The sequence below is a fragment of the Vibrio sp. E150_011 genome (genome assembly GCF_053544015.1).
Map to the genome: position 1 here is coordinate 1 of NZ_JBHFOL010000001.1, position 17,024 is coordinate 17,024.

General features: G+C 43.6%; 16 protein-coding genes. 5 read left to right on the forward strand and 11 right to left on the reverse strand.

Translation table 11 applies throughout. The features are described 5' to 3' along the window. On the forward strand, positions 1-1,158 hold a 1,158-nt coding region (locus ACE1OE_RS00005; RefSeq protein WP_449209659.1), incomplete at its 5' end, for a BCCT family transporter. 148 nt (positions 1,159-1,306) lie between these two features. On the opposite strand, the gene ACE1OE_RS00010 is transcribed toward ACE1OE_RS00005, so the two are convergent. Then, positions 1,307-1,708 carry a DUF1090 domain-containing protein gene (locus tag ACE1OE_RS00010; protein WP_449209660.1) on the reverse strand — a complete coding sequence of 134 codons (402 nt, stop codon included), beginning with the start codon at positions 1,706-1,708 and terminating at the stop codon, positions 1,307-1,309. Positions 1,709-1,835: 127 nt separating this feature from the next. Next, a complete protein-coding gene (locus ACE1OE_RS00015) occupies positions 1,836-2,645 on the reverse strand; it encodes a helix-turn-helix domain-containing protein (protein WP_449209661.1) in 810 nt (269 codons plus the stop codon). Between the two features lie 278 nt (positions 2,646-2,923). Here ACE1OE_RS00015 and ACE1OE_RS00020 point away from each other — a divergent pair, with 278 nt between their 5' ends. Continuing rightward, the gene (locus ACE1OE_RS00020) at positions 2,924-4,603 is read left to right on the forward strand and encodes an RluA family pseudouridine synthase (RefSeq protein ID WP_372059508.1); all 1,680 of its coding nucleotides are present in this window, start codon (positions 2,924-2,926) and stop codon (positions 4,601-4,603) included. Between the two features lie 76 nt (positions 4,604-4,679). On the opposite strand, the gene ACE1OE_RS00025 is transcribed toward ACE1OE_RS00020, so the two are convergent. Further along, positions 4,680-5,003, reverse strand: a complete 324-nt coding sequence (locus tag ACE1OE_RS00025; RefSeq protein ID WP_449209662.1) for a putative quinol monooxygenase — start codon at positions 5,001-5,003, stop codon at positions 4,680-4,682. Between the two features lie 279 nt (positions 5,004-5,282). Beyond that, positions 5,283-6,620 (reverse strand): GTPase HflX, encoded by a 1,338-nt coding sequence (gene hflX, locus ACE1OE_RS00030; RefSeq protein WP_449209663.1) that lies wholly within the window; start codon positions 6,618-6,620, stop codon positions 5,283-5,285. A gap of 247 nt (positions 6,621-6,867) precedes the next feature. Between hflX and ACE1OE_RS00035 the strand changes: the two genes are divergently transcribed. Then, positions 6,868-7,218, forward strand: coding sequence for a hypothetical protein (locus ACE1OE_RS00035; RefSeq protein ID WP_449209664.1), 351 nt, complete (start codon positions 6,868-6,870; stop codon positions 7,216-7,218). 92 nt (positions 7,219-7,310) lie between these two features. Here ACE1OE_RS00035 and ACE1OE_RS00040 read toward each other — a convergent pair whose 3' ends face one another. The 6 genes from ACE1OE_RS00040 to ACE1OE_RS00065 all read right to left on the reverse strand — a co-directional run bounded on the left by ACE1OE_RS00040 (position 7,311) and on the right by ACE1OE_RS00065 (position 13,313). Then, a complete protein-coding gene (locus ACE1OE_RS00040) occupies positions 7,311-7,715 on the reverse strand; it encodes a cytochrome b562 (RefSeq protein ID WP_449210089.1) in 405 nt (134 codons plus the stop codon). A gap of 157 nt (positions 7,716-7,872) precedes the next feature. After that, on the reverse strand, positions 7,873-8,625 hold the full coding sequence (locus tag ACE1OE_RS00045; RefSeq protein WP_372059503.1) for a phosphatase: 753 nt from the start codon (positions 8,623-8,625) through the stop codon (positions 7,873-7,875). 242 nt (positions 8,626-8,867) lie between these two features. Next, positions 8,868-9,467, reverse strand: a complete 600-nt coding sequence (locus tag ACE1OE_RS00050; RefSeq protein ID WP_102532715.1) for an RNA-binding S4 domain-containing protein — start codon at positions 9,465-9,467, stop codon at positions 8,868-8,870. 149 nt (positions 9,468-9,616) lie between these two features. Continuing rightward, a complete protein-coding gene (locus tag ACE1OE_RS00055; protein ID WP_372061816.1) occupies positions 9,617-10,096 on the reverse strand; it encodes a hypothetical protein in 480 nt (159 codons plus the stop codon). Between the two features lie 9 nt (positions 10,097-10,105). After that, positions 10,106-12,262 (reverse strand): LruC domain-containing protein, encoded by a 2,157-nt coding sequence (locus ACE1OE_RS00060; protein WP_449209665.1) that lies wholly within the window; start codon positions 12,260-12,262, stop codon positions 10,106-10,108. Positions 12,263-12,377: 115 nt separating this feature from the next. Further along, positions 12,378-13,313 (reverse strand): DMT family transporter, encoded by a 936-nt coding sequence (locus tag ACE1OE_RS00065; protein ID WP_449209666.1) that lies wholly within the window; start codon positions 13,311-13,313, stop codon positions 12,378-12,380. A gap of 113 nt (positions 13,314-13,426) precedes the next feature. On the opposite strand from ACE1OE_RS00065, the gene ACE1OE_RS00070 reads away from it, so the two are divergent. After that, a complete protein-coding gene (locus ACE1OE_RS00070) occupies positions 13,427-14,371 on the forward strand; it encodes a LysR substrate-binding domain-containing protein (protein WP_449209667.1) in 945 nt (314 codons plus the stop codon). Here the strand turns inward: ACE1OE_RS00070 and ACE1OE_RS00075 are convergent. Continuing rightward, the gene (locus ACE1OE_RS00075) at positions 14,361-15,059 is read right to left on the reverse strand and encodes a GntR family transcriptional regulator (protein ID WP_449209668.1); all 699 of its coding nucleotides are present in this window, start codon (positions 15,057-15,059) and stop codon (positions 14,361-14,363) included. The genes ACE1OE_RS00070 and ACE1OE_RS00075 overlap by 11 nt on opposite strands. 286 nt (positions 15,060-15,345) lie before the next feature. Between ACE1OE_RS00075 and ACE1OE_RS00080 the strand changes: the two genes are divergently transcribed. Then, a complete protein-coding gene (locus ACE1OE_RS00080; protein ID WP_102469294.1) occupies positions 15,346-16,968 on the forward strand; it encodes an alpha-glucoside-specific PTS transporter subunit IIBC in 1,623 nt (540 codons plus the stop codon). The last annotated feature ends 56 nt before the right edge of the window (positions 16,969-17,024 follow it).

Sequence of the window (17,024 nt, forward strand, 5' to 3'; positions counted from 1 at the left end):
CCATACACGCCTGAAGGACGTGAATTAGCACTTGGCGCTGCCGTTTTCCACTGGGGTTTCCATGCTTGGGCTATCTACGGCATGACAGCACTTTCGCTTGCCTACTTTGTTTATAACAAAGGATTACCACTTTCGATGCGTTCGGTTTTCTACCCGCTTCTGGGGGAGAGAGTATGGGGAAAAACAGGCGATGTCATTGATGTCATGGCCGTACTGGTGATTTTGTTTGGGCTTGCCACCTCACTTGGTTTAGGAGGATCACAAGCAGCCAGCGGGATCAGTCATGTATTTGGGTTTGAAAACAGCCTAGTCCTCCAGATATCGATTATTCTGGTCATTATGGGGCTGGCTATTCTCTCTGTCATTAGAGGTATGGATGGCGGTGTTAAACTGTTGAGTAACATCAACATGATTATTGCTTTTGTGTTCCTTGCTTTCCTTGCCATTCTTAATTTCACCACTGTTTTCAACTCCTTGGCAACCGCCGTCGTGGGTTACGTTAAAAATATCATCCCACTCAGTCAAAATGCGGGTCGTGAAGATACAACCTGGCTCCACGGTTGGACGGTATTCTACTGGGCGTGGTGGGTTGCTTATGCCCCATTCTTTGGTATGTTTGTGGCGCGAATTTCACGCGGGCGAACCGTACGAGAATTCTTGGCCTGTGTGTTAATTATCCCTACACTCGTGACAACAGCATGGATGTCATTTTTTGGTGGCATCGCTATTCAGCAGATCATTGATAAAGTGGGATTACTTGGCGCAGAGCAAAGTATTAGCGATGTATCGCTAAGCTTATTTTATATGCTCGATGCCTATCCAATGGGCAACATCTTATCCATTATTGCTGTCATCTTAATCATTGTGTTCTTTGTGACGACCTTAGATTCAGGCTCTATCGTTGTGGATAGTATGACAGCCGGAGGTAAGCTTGAGTTACCTATTAAACAAAAGGTTGTTTGGGCTGTTATCTCAGCGGTTATCGCAATGGTGATGTTGTGGATTGGGGGCACAGATTCAATTCAAGCATTGCAGTCCATCACTATTATTGCCGCGCTTCCTTTTGCTATTATTTTGGTATTGGGTTGTATCAGCTTGGTGAAAGGCTTACTAACTGAGGTCAAGCAACCTCTTCTGTCCGATAAAACATCAGTGTAAATAAGAAAAGGGGAGATTCAACAATAACGTTTGAACCTCCCCCTACTTTGGAGCCACCTAGCTGCTTTTATTTTTTATTTATTTGTTTAACGACCCAAGCATAGATCGTTAATTATCGCGTTTATCTGAATATCAGTAATCAGAAATGCTATGGTAGTAACGACAATTCGTTTTCAAACTGTTCAATTTTACGCTGTTCTTCTTCGATTTTTGTTTCGTACTTAACTATTTTATCTTCCTCTTGATACGCTACAGCCTCGCTAAGGTCTGAACGATACTCCATGATTTCCTCTTGAGAGTCTTCGATTTTATCTGATAACTCATCTTTAAGATCATCATTACTACAGTACATATTTACTTGCTCTAACGCATCACTCAATCCATCAAGTTTTTCTGTGTGTCCATTCGTTTTTGCGATATCCATTTTGTACTGAATTTCACATGCCTTTTTATCACAGCCCACTTTTTCTGAACAATCAGAGGCGAGTGCAACAAGTGGTGAAAAGATTAATGGTAACGATAACAATAGATTGGTGTGGTTTTTGAACATTGAAATTGCCTGTAGTTAAAGGAATAAAAGAGTCTCGACGTGCAATTTACAAGGAAACCATATTGGGCTCTATACTGTTTATCCGTTAAATAAATACAAATGGCATATCGCGCGATTAATTGGCAAATTACACGGTGAACTCGATACTTTTCTTTTTCATCTTTTGACTATAATAGCTAAAGTACTTAAATGACTGATCACGGTCGGCCGACATATTTTGATAAAAAGGATTATTGACGAGCGACAGTGGATCAACCCTAAAAAGAAACAAACCAAACATCGATCGCTTAGGTGTTAAATATAAATCGTATAAAAATTGTGCCATCGCTGGGTCATGTACTGGAATCACGAAAGACGGTTTTTTTATACTATCCGCGATATATTGAAGTACCTGTTTTCTAATCGATAAGCTGATCGAACCAACACTTAACAGCATATCCGTCTGATCGTCATAAACGATATGACCCATCATTAACCCTTTACTGTAAAAGCTGAGAATGACGAGGTTATCAACGGAGAGGTGGTCGGCAGTATAGAATGTCAAAAAGTCTAAAGAATAGAGCTTTGAGTGAACCGATAATATATCAGTCCATAACTCACTAGGAATCGATTTGACGGTGTAACTAACGACATTATCGATTGCGTAACTATAGGATATATCTTGATTTACTGGAATATCACCCAACTTAACTGAAGGTGAGATTACGTCCACTTCTTTCGCATCAAACTCATACACTTGTGCAAAATAATTGGCAATGCCCAAACGTCTCAGTAAGCTCGTTTTGGTTTCTCCCCTCTCCCATTTGCTGATCATGACTTGATTCACTCCCTCAAAGGCTCGATGGGAATGGGCAATCAAAGTTGCTAGCTCTTCTTGTGATAAGCCTTGCTCTTCACGAAGCCTTTTTAATTCAGTGGAAAAATCATCTCGAGTCATTGAGTTCCTACCGCTTTCCATTTACAAATCAGTTTACTACGTTTTATTGTAGTACTGATATTCGCGTGTCGAAATGCCAGCTCACATATTTCAACTAAACAAATGTGAAACGTGAACACATTTATGGGGGGATCACTCTCTTAATAGAATGCAAACATGCATTCGTTAATTGTTAAAAGTCAGACGTGTTTTAATCACATTCGCTTTTTGGAATGCTGTCATCTCCAAAAACAGGTACAATCCGTGCTCACATTTTTTAGACCGCGCAGATCCTCATTATGCACTCCCCTCAACACTGCTTTACCCGATTCAACGTTGCTATCGCAGAGGTTGATTTACCAAGCCAATTTACGTTTCCGTTTTACTATACGCCGCACCCGTTATGCGTATTAGCGGCGAAACAACTACAACAACACTTGGAGACTCAAACCGACTTTGAGCATGATTTTGGTTTGGGGGGTAACAATGGTGGCCGCGGTAAGATGTTTGGTGTATTACTGGTCAAAAACGCACACGGTGAAATTGGATTTTTGAGTGCATTTTCTGGAAAAATTGCTGATCAAAACCTATTACCTGGCTTTGTTCCACCTGTTTTCGATATGCTCACTGAAGAAGGTTTTTTTCGAAATGAGTTCGAGGCCATCAATGCCGCCAACGCCGATTATCAAACTTTTGCCGCGAGTCCAGAAATTGCCGCTCTCAAAACACAAATCGAAATAGACCGTTCAGATTACCTTCTAAAAGAACAAGCTTATCGCCAAGTCATGATTGAAAATCGCGCCGCTCGCAAGCGACAAAGGCAAGCAGGTCAACAGCAGCTCACAAGCGAACAGTTCAAAGATTTACTGGATGAGTTGGGTAAGCAAAGTGTCGCAGAAAAGAACGAGCTCAAGTATCTAAAACACACGTTCAGTGACAGACTCGCGATTAAGGAAACGCGCTTGGCAGTGCTTAACGACCAATTAATAGCGCGTAAAGAAAAACATAAAGCAATGTCTAATGCACTCCAACATAAATTGCACAAACAATATCGTTTTCTCGATCATCATGGAACAACTCGAGACTTAGTCGATATCTTTGCCTCAACCGCCACCCCGGTGCCACCAGCAGGCTCAGGCGAATGTGCAGCACCAAAACTCTTACATTTTGCCTACCAACATGGGTTAAAGCCCCTCGCTTTGGCTGAATTTTGGTGGGGTGCATCTCCAAAATCCGAGATTCGCCAACATAAGAATTTTTACCCGTCGTGTAATAATAAGTGCCAGCCTATCTTAGGGCATATGTTACAAGGGCTGAATGTTGAAGCGAATCCGCTAGAAACAAATTGGGCAGCCGACAAAACGTTAGAAATTGTATTTCAGGATGAAGCCATGGTGGTGATCAATAAACCGTTTGGCTTGTTATCGGTCCCAGGAAAGACCATCAAAGACTCTGTCTACACACGCTTGCAAGCCTTGTACCCAGATGCCGAAGGCCCTTTTGTTATTCACCGCTTAGATATGGCGACATCGGGATTATTGGTGTTTGCGTTAACCAAACGTGCCAACAAAAGCCTTCAAAAACAGTTTATCGCTCGAGGCGTACAAAAACGTTATATCGCTTTGCTAAATGGCGAGCTTACCCAGCCTGATGGTGATATTAATTTGCCAATGCGCGGAGACCCTGATGACCGGCCACGCCAACTCATTTGCATTGAGCACGGTAAGGCAGCGGAAACCCACTGGCAATTAATTGAGGTGAAAGACGGATATAGTAAGGTATATATGTACCCAAAGACTGGACGAACCCACCAGCTACGTGTCCATAGCGCCCATCACTTAGGCTTGAACATGCCAATGGTAGGAGACGGTTTATATGGCGAGAAAGCCGACCGCTTATATCTACATGCAGAGCGGCTACAACTCGATCATCCATACAGCAAAGCGCGTATGACCTTCCAAGTCGATTGCGAATTCTAATCTGTGGGTTTACGGCGCGACATCACTCTGAAAAATCTGTGTAATCAAAGTATTGGGCCGGATACCAATCCTTTGATTACACTATCATTGGCGAATAATTAACGCGCTGCACTGCATACTGCAAGTTTAAAGACTGATATTTATCTAAAAATGCCAACACATGTGGGCTGCTCATGTGTGCCTGATGGGCATCAGTATTCTCAAACAGGATCACTTCCATAACACTGTCATCATCAATATTTTTATAGCAGTTGTAATCGATACAACCGGGTTCTTCTCTCGTTTTTTTCACCAATGCCAGCGTAATGGTGTAGAGTTCATCTTGCGAAATGTGTGCCGATTGCATTTGCACAACCACCATAATGGGATGACTCGGTGAAATACTATTTTGTCTTTCCATAATGATAACCCCTTATCTCAAGCTGTTTCTTTGAGCCTATATCAGCAAATATTCTACGATTCATTCAGTAGACTACTAACGTTAACTTTATACTAAGCGAAAGAAAACACGATAATACTTAACGACATAAGGGATAATGCTGGCTAGGTAACGCCACGATTAATGTCATTAAGCAGCTCACCTCTAGTAAGCTGCATTAACGAATCAACTGCATTAATATAGTAAGTTGTATTAACAAATCGTCGCTATAAATACTAAGCCTTAACAAAGCACGTCGAGTTACATATTTTGCATACGCTTTTTAAGTCTGGCTAAATCAATCGCACTTGAACGTACGGTTAATTTAATATGCTCATAGTCATACTCTTCCTTAACCACACTCATGCTAGAACGGATTTCACCTACCACACCATTAGCGGTATACGGCACAATAATCTCCTCTTCGATCATCCCCTGCTCGGCAACACTTACAATGTATTTGTGTAGCTTTTTGATATCAAGAGGGTCTCGAGTCGACGTGAGCATGGCATCAGGAAACTCTTCCAACAATGCTTGCTGTTGTTCAGCGCTAAGGCGGTCTGACTTGTTCAGTACCAACAGTTTTTCACTGTCTTCCACACCGACTTCCCCCAACACCTCATGAACTACATCAAGTTGCGCTCGAAATGATGGGTCAGAAGCATCAACCACATACAGTAATAGGGATGCGTCATGGGCTTCCGCTAACGTTGAATGAAACGATGCCACTAAATCGTGTGGAAGTTTTTTGATGAAACCAACCGTATCGGAGACCAAGATTCTTGGTTGAGTAATAGGTTGCAGCGCACGAACCGTTGTATCGAGTGTCGCAAACAGTTTATCTTCACCTACCACTTCAGTCGCCGTCATCGCACGCATCATCGATGATTTCCCTGCATTGGTATACCCCACTAACGCGACACAAAACAATTCAGAACGCTGGGTACGACGGTTCTTTAATTCACTCTGAACGCTAACCAGTTCGCGTTTTAGGTCCGCTAATTGGTCACGAACTTTACGGCGGTCTAACTCAAGTGAGGTTTCACCCGCACCCTGCCCCATTTGGCGTTCTTTGTCACCACTCGCGGTCTCACGAAGTCGCGGCACTAAATAATTGAGCCGAGCAATCTCGACTTGCAGGCGTGCTGTTCGAGTACGTGCATGGCGACTGAATATCTCAATGATAATACCGGTACGGTCGAAGACTTCTACGCCCAAGTGGCTCTCAACATTACGCAATTGAGATGGACTTAAATCACAATCGAAGACCACTACATCCGCACAAGCATAAGGCAAATCTTCTTCAGGAAGATCAGAAAAGTCCGTTTCATCAAAGAACTCGTCGTAGTCCTCTTCTTCAATTGAACCTTGATGGCCCGTTAGGTGCGCAATCTCGGCCAACTTGCCGGCTCCTAGTACGTTCAGCCTTTGTGTCGAACTTTGTTTTTGCGACTGTGTGCCAACCACTTTAAACCCCAGGGTTGTCACTAAACGGCCAAGTTCGGCAAGAGACTCTTTAGCCTCATCACCTTTAAATTCTGGCGTAGTAATAGAAATAAGTAAGGCGTTGTTAAGTGATGCTTTTGCTGTTGGTTTCATGATTGAAATATTTAAGCACCTAAGTGCAGACCTAGTTTTAGTCTAAAGTAGCGTGATCCTACGCTGTTATCGCCGCGCTTTATAGGGCAATAGAAGACTAAATAGAGATAATCTTAATATTGATTGAATAATCAGCAGGCGTTATCAAGAACAGCGTAACGTCAACGATCAAGTCAAGAGTCTCACCAGTAGTCACCGTCTTAGGCTTGCTGTATAGTCTGTTTTTTTCGCTAGGAACTCCCTTCTCATGGAAATGCTCATTGTCTCGTCAGAACAGCAAAAACGTCTCATTATGATCTTTAGCCGCACCACCGCAAAAATGTCAGATAAGGCGCTGCTCAATGACTTAGATTCCCATCAGATTAACTCATCGGTTTACCCTGCTTTTAAAACGGCACGAGATCTTCGCGCCGAGCGTATTCAATTGATTACAGGGAATGACAAAGAAAATGCTTTGAATGGCGGTGACTTCCTCTACCGCTATCTATCGAAAGGCTACATCTGTTTAGGGAACTATACTGGACAACCAAAGCCAGACTTGACGCCTTGGGGAGTAAGGTCAGTGCGCATGCAACCAAAGATTGGGTTCGGTCTTTAACATCTAGCTGTCGTCCTGCCTGACAATGACACACACCAGCAGGTTCTACGAAAAATGACGACTTGAGCGAGTCGTCATTTGTCGATTAAGACTTAACTAAACAAGCGCTGCCAAATACTAGGGTTTCGTTTGTCATGGTACTCTAAACGCAAACTGTCTACTTCACGCAGCGTTTGCTTAGCCGCATCCAAATCACCCTTTTCTAAATCTTTATCCACTTGCTCCAGCGCCGACGACAGCTTATTAAAGCCTTCTTGGTATAACTCCGCCTTTTCTGGGGGATAATTACCCTGCTTGGTGTCTGCCACTAGTGTGTCTAATGCCGCTACAGGTTTTTTCATTTCGTCGATAGATTGTGCTTCTGCGGCCTGTTTAAATGCCAACTTCATCGCTTGCATGTTTTTCTTAAGATCAAAACCTTCTGTTGCAAAAGCCGCAGAACTTACGGTAAACATGAGCGCCACAGCCCCTGCTTTTATTATTGTATTCATGAGTATTCCTTTAAAAGAAAAATGATCGTAGTTTAATGGCGTCTTTCGTAATGACACTCTTTTAAGATCATGAGCAAACAGCATTGTACTGAAGTTCATTAACACGCTGTCACATAAATTGTTTCAAAACATAATAAAGCTTGTAACGCTTTAATTGCTTTTTTTAACGTTTCTGCAGTGCCGAAAATTCATCAATTGGCTCTCGTCCCCTAAGTGATAAGAAGTCCAAAAACTGCTGGGCACTGTAGGTAATGATTTTATCCGTTGGCATGTCAACCTCGGTCAATAATTTGCTCGCTAAATCAAGCTGACCAATAGTGTCACAAAAATGTGAATCACTGCCCGTAGTGATAAAGCCACCCGCTTTTTTCACCGCTCTCGCGATATCGTAACAACGATCAACACTGCCGACTCGACTATGTCCTTTTAACGTCGAGTTATTAATCTCAATAGCCACATTGTGCTGAGCGGCACACTGAGTCACTGCGTCAAAATCAAAATCAAAATTCGGATTCCCTAAGTGTCCCAACGCGTCTATTTGGCCTTTTTCAATCACACTAATGAGAGCCTTGGTGTGGGCTTCTTTTGTTGAAGGTCTGAATACAGGTTCATGAAAACTACCAATAATCCAATCCAAAGCTTTATACGAGGTTGGGTGTACGTCTATGTCACCGGCCTCGTTAAGAATATTCGCCTCGACACCACGAATAATTGCGACATCAAATAGAAAGCGGGGAATCACGCGTTGATTAGAAAAAAACCAATAATGAGGTGCGCCAGGCATTGAGTCAGCGTGGTCCGTGGTACAAAGTATTGCTAGTCCACTTTCACTGGCTGCTTTCGCATTCTCCATGATTGTGCTGTACGCGTGGCCACTAGCGTAAGTGTGGGTGTGGGTATCAACAACAAATTTCATGTTTGCTCTCCTGGCTTGGCTTATTTGCGCTCATTTTCATTGCTTGAAAAAATGAGGATGTAGATGGAAGTTGGTAAAAACAGTTCGTCATCATGCCGCGGTTGGTATGCATAAGATAACGTGGTCGCCAGTCATGATTTTTGATCATACGACGACCCTAATCGCGTACCTGACCGTAATGGCCGACAAGCCTGTCAGATTCAACCCTTCCGACAGGTTATCCAAACCGCATCACAGAAATATTAAAAGAAGTCGATGCCGCCTCGACCGCTATTGGGATCTTTACTTTTTGTCTTCTCGGTATTGGGTGTACTCTTGGTATTAGGCGTATTCTTGGTATTAGCACTATCTGCCGGCTTTGACTTAGCGCCCTTTTTGCTCTTAGACTCTGTTTTATTTGCAGACGCGCTTAATTTTGAACCGGTTTGTTTAGCAGGATCATTTTTTGATGACGCATTTTTCTTTGAGCTACGCTTAGTTGCTTTGTTTTGAGTTGCTTTGTTTTGTTTTGATTCTTTTGTTGCGGCTTTCTTAGATTCTTTTTTATCCGTGTCTTTTGTCGGCTCTAGCGGTGGTTGGTCACACACTACAACATAGTACTCTTGATTAAACTCAAAGAAATCGCCATCGTACATCTTGCGACGTTTTCTTGTCTCAAGCTCTCCATTTACCGCGACATAGCCTTCCGAAATAAAGTGTTTTGCTTCTCCGCCGCCGCCAACTAAGTTTGCGACTTTGAACAATTTATAAAGTTCGATTGGATGGCTTGAGACTTCAATGCCAAGGGCCTCAATCTCTATCGCTTCTTCTTCGTGGTTCTCGTCAAATTGTTCTTCATTCATAGTGCGGTTACTCAAGATAAGGGCTCAATATCATTTGCAGGCATTGTACTGGTTTGTGGTCATTCTATCTAATAAAAAGCCCCGTAATACGGGGCTTTTCTGTGGTGGTGCCAATTTAATGCCTTTATTGCCGACTTAAGTATCGACAGCTACCAAGACAAATTCGAACTATTGACGGCGACTAGCTTTTGCAAAGGCGGGTTCCCATCATGAGTCCATATCTCCACTAACACGGTTTTGATGTGTTCCGGCGAGGAAAACTCAAGCTCACCCAATCCGTTTTTCAATGACTGCGAGGCAATACGGCTATCGTAAACCGGCACAACCTCTCCCGATAATTGGCTTTCAAATTCGGTATACACAGAGACCAATGCTCTGCCTGACACTGACCCACTTGCGTCTACGGTTAACGTTAACGCTTCCACCGGCTTGTAATCCAGATCATCTGGAATAGCCAAATCTGACATGGTTCTTGTTGCCGCGGCAGGGGGAGCCGGCGTTGCGGTAACAGGTGGAGTTTGAGCAGGTGTCGAGCTACCGCCACCAGAGGAATCACCGCCACCCCCGCCACCGCCACAGGCCGTAACCAATCCAAGACTCATAATTGATGTGATTAATGTTGTTTTCATGTCAGCCTCCTAAGGGATGTAGCATTTGCCAGGTGTCGCATATTGAGTTTCAAACCAAGTTTGAGCTTGGTCGCCCGATGATTCAGCGTACGTTGCAAACTGAGGGTAAGCCTCGACTAAATCCGTTCGTTCTGTTGGCCACTCCCATTCATCATTGATCATTAGCGCCCATGGCAAGTTGTTTGATGTTTTGAAATAAACACCATTAGTGCTGTCACTAACATCGACGCCTATACCAGCAAACAAATCGGCATCAAATTGTTCCGTTGGTTCATAATTAGGGAGATGCACTTCCCACGCACGCCCTGGTTGAAAGTAACCTGCCCCGTGGTAATACCCTTCCGTTGCGTAAATAAATGGGTCATAAGGCATCGCCATTAGCGAGTTGGTTTCAGCACCTTCTAGGAAATTAACATGCAACGTAAAGTTAAGTTGTACATCTTCTTTTTCTGCACACGATGATAGCGTTCGATGGTATTCACACCCATCCACTTTATAGACGGAGGTATCGTCACTCACGATAAAAATCGCTTCGTTAGAGATGCCCTCTAAACCGCTGTCCGCAAGTTGAACCCCGTTATGGATTTGTCGCGTCGTCGTCGTATCAACAGCCGAACGATTCACGCCTTTAAAGCGAAGAGCAAACCCGTTGTGATAAGAAGCACCTACCGCCCCCAAATAACCGTCAACCTTAGACTTTATGACGGCCCCATCTCTTAAGATCTCGGTAATTCGATAACGCACGACGACATCGTTCATATCGTAGTCGGCGGTATACGGCCAATTATCTTCGTACGCAACGGTTGTGTAGCCTGTAGCATCTGGATAATAACGAACCGACAAACCTTCTCCAGTGACAGTGAGCGCGTGATCTTCCACTTCTCCTGACGTTGAACCTCCATCAAAACTCAGGGTTTGTTGTTGACTAAATCTAAAGCGACTCCATGTTGACCCAATCTCGGCGTCTATCGCAGCCGTCAATAAAAGATCATTGTTCCCAGCACTCAGCACTTCATCATTGAAAACCTTTTCGCCATCGTCAGCGAAGTCACCATCTTGGTTCCAATCTATCCATGCCGACAAGTAACCTGTTGTCGACGCATTAACACGAACAATACTATCAAGACCAGGCTCGACAGCAGTAACAAAGCCCACACCATTTTCGTCATCTTGACCTGTTTCGTCGTCGGCAAGATTGGCATACAAACCATCCTGGTCACCATCTGGTGCAGACGAACCTAACCACGTAATCCCATCGAGTTCATGCCTTGGCCCATTGTCTGCAAGCTTGGTCCCATAAGTGATTGGAGCGTCACCAAAGTCAATATTCGAGTCTTCATCCACAATTGGTGCGTTTGCACATCGAGCACCGTCATTTTGGCTAGAGCTTGGGCCGTCTGCAAATTTGATAGCAGGTACGTCACCATTCGCTATATTGGTCGCGTTGCCCGCAGACAAGTCCACCCGGTAAATCTGTCCATCCTGATTTCGTGCAACGTAGTAATAACCCTCTACATCGAAATACCCAGCACCAAATGTCCCTGTCTCTCCGGTGTCACCGATGTACGTTTCTTGGCCATTAGTCGGGTCAAAGGAATACAAGCCTCCCGAATTGTTGTCTATCCCGTATAATTTTCCATCACTTGGATGGAACGCAAAGTCCGTCAAATTCACTACTGCTCTGCTACTCACTTTGTTGACTGGTAGCGTAGCATTAGGGTCATTTGCAAGCGGCGATAGGTCAATCGTAAACAGGCCTTTTCCCTTTCGGTAAAGGTAATAAACACTCTCGTATACATCACCAACATAAAATGTGTGACCGGTCGGTAATCCACTTGTCGCGACACTCTCGGCGATGAAATCTTTGCCTAAGCGGACAATCTGCTTATTTGACGTGTCGTATCCGTATATATATCGGCTGTCAAAATCAAACCCTACGCCGTTAACGTTCGCATTCAGTCCGGTGTTGCCTTGCAGCAAGGCGTTAGTCCCTGTGACAAGGTTAATCCCGTAAACTTGCACTGGGTTGGCTTGAAACAGATAAGCTTGGCTCGGGCACGTGTCAAAAGGCGCTGAGTAAGCGTTGGCCGAGGCAACGATTGCGAGTGAAACCGCGCTTTTTTTCAGTAAGCTAATTCTGGATGGTATTTGTATTCTTTGCATCATCGATTCCCTTGATTCGCTCAGGTATCCATTAACTATACAAAGTACATGCCAATATTTTTATTGTTATTAATCAATAAGATAAATGTACATCAATTTCATTAAATCATTTTGAGAATCAATTTGACGATTTAACTGGGGTTAGTGTGATTTTTCTTTTTCCCATCCAACGCGGTAACATCGCTGAAAGCAAGTTAGCAATGACAATAAGTAATAGGCCTATTAATTGTGACGCGCTGAAAACGACATCAAACAAAGTAAATTGCCAGAGCGCGGTAAACACAAGATTGGTATAAATGAGGGGAGCCACCTGAGAGTTGGTTGTCGCCAGTTGATACGCTTTGTAGCGGCTCGTTTGAGTATTAATAACCATCACTGCCATCAACAACAACATGATTATCACGCCCCAACTCGCAGTACTTGAATGCCACAGATGGCTTAAGGCCGTAGGCTCAATAAAAAGCAATACCGGTACCAGCCCTATTCCAGCAAACAAGAACGTCCAGGCATTGTTCTCAATACCTGACATACTGCCTTTGGAGGCTTTGTGAAGGCTGAGCTGTGAGCCCGCATTGAATACACCCGACAGCAATCCAATCAAGATCTCTGGTTTGAAATTCATACCACCGACCTCACCTGCCAGCAATAATACGCCAACGCTAGTTAGCAACAAAGACACGATAGTCATGCCGCTCAAATGAACTCGAAAAAACAACTTTTCGAATAATGCGATAAACAGCGGTCCGGTACCGAACAACACCACACTTTCGACTAACGATAAAGCCGTCAATGCGTAGATAAAACATAGCTGGCAAGCCGCGATACTCAATGCTCGAAAGACGAGGAGCCTCCACATACTTTTAGGAGGCAAACGAAGTGATGTAAAAGACAAGAAAACAAACAGCAAAATGGCAGGCACTAAAAATCGTAACAAGGTTAAATTACCAGAAGATAGCTCCGTCGACAGATATTTGGCTAAGACACCGGTAATGGACAAACTCAACGTAGACGACAACATGAACCCAATCGCTCGACGATTTTGACTATCTGACATAAGACCCTTCTTTTTTAACCTCACTCAATAATTTTCATTATATTGATCAACGCCACAGTAAAATATTGAATAATTGTGAACTATATTGTTAGAAAAACTTACCGATTAAAACGATGAAAAAGTACGCTCCTCTAAAATCAATATACGCTTTTGTGAAAGTGGCAGAAACGGGAAGTATGTCTCGTGCGGCTGAACAATTGAATGTCACTCATTCTGCGGTCAGTCAGTCTATAAAGGCGCTTGAGAGTCAACTGGCTACCCAGCTCTTTCGGCGTGTAGGTCGACATATAGAGCTAAATTCGAATGGACAGCAGTACTATAGAGAGGTCGCACCTGCGATTGAAAAAATCCTTGAAGCAAATGAAGCAATGCTTAATAGTGAGGCCAGCAATCGGTTAACCATAAATATGGTAAACTCTCTCGCCCTCCATTGGTGGATACCTAGGGTTCCTAGCTTACAAATCGCCGCCCCTCAGCTTGATATCCGTATCTCGAACCGAGTGGGAGCATTCAGTCTTGAAATGGAAGGCGTCGACGTCGCGCTCATCCATGACTCTATCGATGAGTGGCAAGATTATGTCTGTGAAAAACTCGCTGACGATGAACTGATACTCGTATGTAGTCCTACTGTTTTGAACAATAATCCCTCCATTTCCGTCGAGCAAATTATTGCTTCATATCCCGCTATTTCTGTCGCCAATAATCGACGTAAACACGATTGGCAGATCTGGTGTGAAGCGTACCAATTGTTACTTCCCACCTCTCCAAATAATTTGACATTTAATGCGTCAGTTCAAGCCATTCACGCCACCATTCGCAACTTAGGTGTGTTAGTGACTCACCGACAGTTCGTCAAAGACGACATCGACCATGGGTTGCTTGTAGAGATAGGTGTTGCTGTAGCAAACCCAGTACAAGCCTTTTATTTTGCATGCGCACCTGACAAACTCAAATCCGACAGCGTTATTGCGCTTCGGAATTGGTTGCGACAAGAATTCCAACCAAGGCATGAACCCGACTATATCGTCTCCCCAAAGCTGCACAAACCTAACGCTTAAGATAATGCTTGTAAGAATACGTATTCGGTTTAAAACTCAATTTGGTAAATTCAAAAACACGACCATCTTTCAGTTTCCCCACCGATAGCAAGCGAATAATCGGCTCTTCAGGTGACAAATCAAACACGTCACACAAGTGTTTATCTGGCATCACGGCTTCAAAATCTTGCTGTGCACCATCAATCTCCATACCCAAATCACGTTCAAGATACTGATACTTTGATCCTTCGAGTGATTGCACGTTCATTTGTGGGAACATCGCCATTGGCATATACGAGTCTTCATAAATCGAAGGACAGCCATTAATCAATTTGAATCTCCGAATAAAATAGACTTTATCTTGAATGTCTATTTCTAGTGTTTTGGCGATCTCTTCATCAGGATCAATTAGCTTAAATTCAACAACACGATATTCAAGATTAAAGCCGGTTTCGACCATATATTCACTGGTACTACGCAAGTTTGACATTGAACCCGTCATTGTCTTACCTATCACAGTTGAGCCGGCACCTTGTTTCTTTTCGACCAGTCCCAATTTTACAAGCTCTTCAATGGCTTTTCGTATTGTGATTCGACTCACTGAATAGTGCGCAATGAGCTCCTTTTCCGTTGGTAAGGTATCCCCAATTGAAAATTCGTCGGAATCGATACGAGCCTTAATTCTCTGCATCACTTTTTTGTATAGCATCTCATTTCCTCTTACGTACTGCGTTTACAGTACACACCAAAAAAAGACAAATCAATAACCTATTTCACCAAATGATAGACCAATTACGCCCCACAAGGGCTTTGAACGATCAATTCATTACTAAAAGATACTAAAAACCCAATATAGATATTTTATTTGTACTAGATCACAAATGAAAGGTTATGTATTTGTCATACCGAATAGTGAGGAGTAACGTACATACTATCGAAAGATAGAACATCGATAACAAACCAATAGAAGTTCAAATAACAAAAAGGACCTTTCCATGTTAAGTGCAATTCAACGCTTAGGTGGAGCAATGTTTACCCCGGTTTTGCTGTTTCCATTTGTTGGCATACTAGTTGGATTAACCATTGTTCTAAAAAACCCTACCTTTGTCGGCGACCTGGCTGATAAAGACGGTTTGTATTACCAAGTATTACAAGTCATAGAAGAAGGTGGCTGGACCATTTTCCGTAATATGGCCCTACTATTTGCCGTTGGCTTACCCATCGGGCTTGCAAAGACGGCTCATGCTCGAGCAGTGATGGTTGTCATGGTTTCATACCTAACCTTCAACTACTTCGTCGGGGCGATGGGCGGATTCTGGGGCGAGTATTTTGGCGTAGACTTTTCACTTGCGATTGGTGGGACGTCAGGACTAACCGAGATTGCTGGTATCAAAACCTTAGATACAGGGATCTTTGGCGCCATCATTATTTCCGGGCTTGTCACGTGGATTCACAACGAAACATTTGAAAAACAGCTGCCCCCTTATCTCGGCATTTTCCAAGGCGCATCCTATGTAGCAATGGTGTCATTCATCGCTATGCTACCTGCAGCTTGGCTAACACTCTATATCTGGCCATCTATTCAACACGGCATCATGAACCTGCAAGGTTTCATGGTCGAATCAGGGGCATTTGGTGTATGGCTATATACTTTCTTGGAACGCATTCTTATTCCTACCGGTTTACATCATTTTGTTTATACCCCGTTCGTTTATGGCAACGTCGTCACACCAAACGGTATTGTCGTTGACTGGTTTACTAATTTGGAAATGTTCACGCAATCTGGTCAGGCGATGAAAGACCTATTTCCCGCTGGTGGTTTTGCACTGCACGGAAATTCAAAAATATTCGGTTGTACCGGTATCGCATTGGCGATGTACCAAACGGCAAAACCTGAAAACCGTAAAAAAGTCGCGGCCTTGTTAATACCTGCCACGCTCACTGCTGTGATGGTCGGCATTACAGAGCCATTAGAGTTTACATTCTTGTTTATTGCACCTTGGTTATTCGCTTTTCATGCCGTCCTAGCTGGAACAATGGCGATGGTGATGTACAGCTTTGGTGTCGTCGGAAATATGGGTGGCGGCTTAATTGAGTTCGTGACCGGGAACTGGATTCCACTTCTCGGTAATCACACCAGTATGGTGATTACACAAATTGCCATTGGTCTTTGTTTCACTGCAATCTATTACGTCTCGTTTAAATACTTAATTATAAAGTTCGACGTGCAAATTGCAGGACGCGGCGAAGCGGAAATGAAACTCCACAACAAACAAGACTTTAATCAAAAACATGGCATCAAAGGCAAGGGAAATGCTGGTCATGCAACACCATTGCAAATTCAAGCAATAGAAACGCTAGAAGGACTGGGCGGGCTCGACAACATCGCTGACCTAAGCAACTGCGCAACTCGACTACGTGTCACCGTTAAAGAGGCAAACAAAGTGATGTCGGCGGAATACTTCATGAGCACAGGCGCTGTCAACCTAGTTAAAAACGGCAACGCGGTTCAGGTCATCATCGGCTTAAACGTCCCCCAACTTCGCGAGGAGTGTGAAAAATTGGTGAGCGCAGCAAAAACAGTTGATGTCTCATTGACACCCGCTACTCAGCTTTAAATGAGTCGAAAAAGCAGGTGAACACACTTTACAACGCAATGATTACCCAAAAATAA

Excerpts from the sequence above, each read along its gene's own strand:
- ACE1OE_RS00015 (WP_449209661.1), bottom strand. The coding sequence starts at position 2,645 with ATGACTCGAGATGATTTTTCCACTGAATTAAAAAGGCTTCGTGAAGAG.
- ACE1OE_RS00010 (WP_449209660.1), bottom strand. The coding sequence starts at position 1,708 with ATGTTCAAAAACCACACCAATCTATTGTTATCGTTACCATTAATCTTT.
- ACE1OE_RS00050 (WP_102532715.1), bottom strand. The coding sequence starts at position 9,467 with ATGAATGAAGAACAATTTGACGAGAACCACGAAGAAGAAGCGATAGAG.
- ACE1OE_RS00020 (WP_372059508.1), top strand. The coding sequence starts at position 2,924 with ATGCACTCCCCTCAACACTGCTTTACCCGATTCAACGTTGCTATCGCA.
- ACE1OE_RS00070 (WP_449209667.1), top strand. The coding sequence starts at position 13,427 with ATGAAAAAGTACGCTCCTCTAAAATCAATATACGCTTTTGTGAAAGTG.
- ACE1OE_RS00060 (WP_449209665.1), bottom strand. The coding sequence starts at position 12,262 with ATGATGCAAAGAATACAAATACCATCCAGAATTAGCTTACTGAAAAAA.
- ACE1OE_RS00080 (WP_102469294.1), top strand. The coding sequence starts at position 15,346 with ATGTTAAGTGCAATTCAACGCTTAGGTGGAGCAATGTTTACCCCGGTT.
- ACE1OE_RS00045 (WP_372059503.1), bottom strand. The coding sequence starts at position 8,625 with ATGAAATTTGTTGTTGATACCCACACCCACACTTACGCTAGTGGCCAC.
- ACE1OE_RS00025 (WP_449209662.1), bottom strand. The coding sequence starts at position 5,003 with ATGGAAAGACAAAATAGTATTTCACCGAGTCATCCCATTATGGTGGTT.
- ACE1OE_RS00065 (WP_449209666.1), bottom strand. The coding sequence starts at position 13,313 with ATGTCAGATAGTCAAAATCGTCGAGCGATTGGGTTCATGTTGTCGTCT.
- ACE1OE_RS00055 (WP_372061816.1), bottom strand. The coding sequence starts at position 10,096 with ATGAAAACAACATTAATCACATCAATTATGAGTCTTGGATTGGTTACG.
- ACE1OE_RS00035 (WP_449209664.1), top strand. The coding sequence starts at position 6,868 with ATGGAAATGCTCATTGTCTCGTCAGAACAGCAAAAACGTCTCATTATG.
- ACE1OE_RS00075 (WP_449209668.1), bottom strand. The coding sequence starts at position 15,059 with ATGCTATACAAAAAAGTGATGCAGAGAATTAAGGCTCGTATCGATTCC.
- hflX (WP_449209663.1), bottom strand. The coding sequence starts at position 6,620 with ATGAAACCAACAGCAAAAGCATCACTTAACAACGCCTTACTTATTTCT.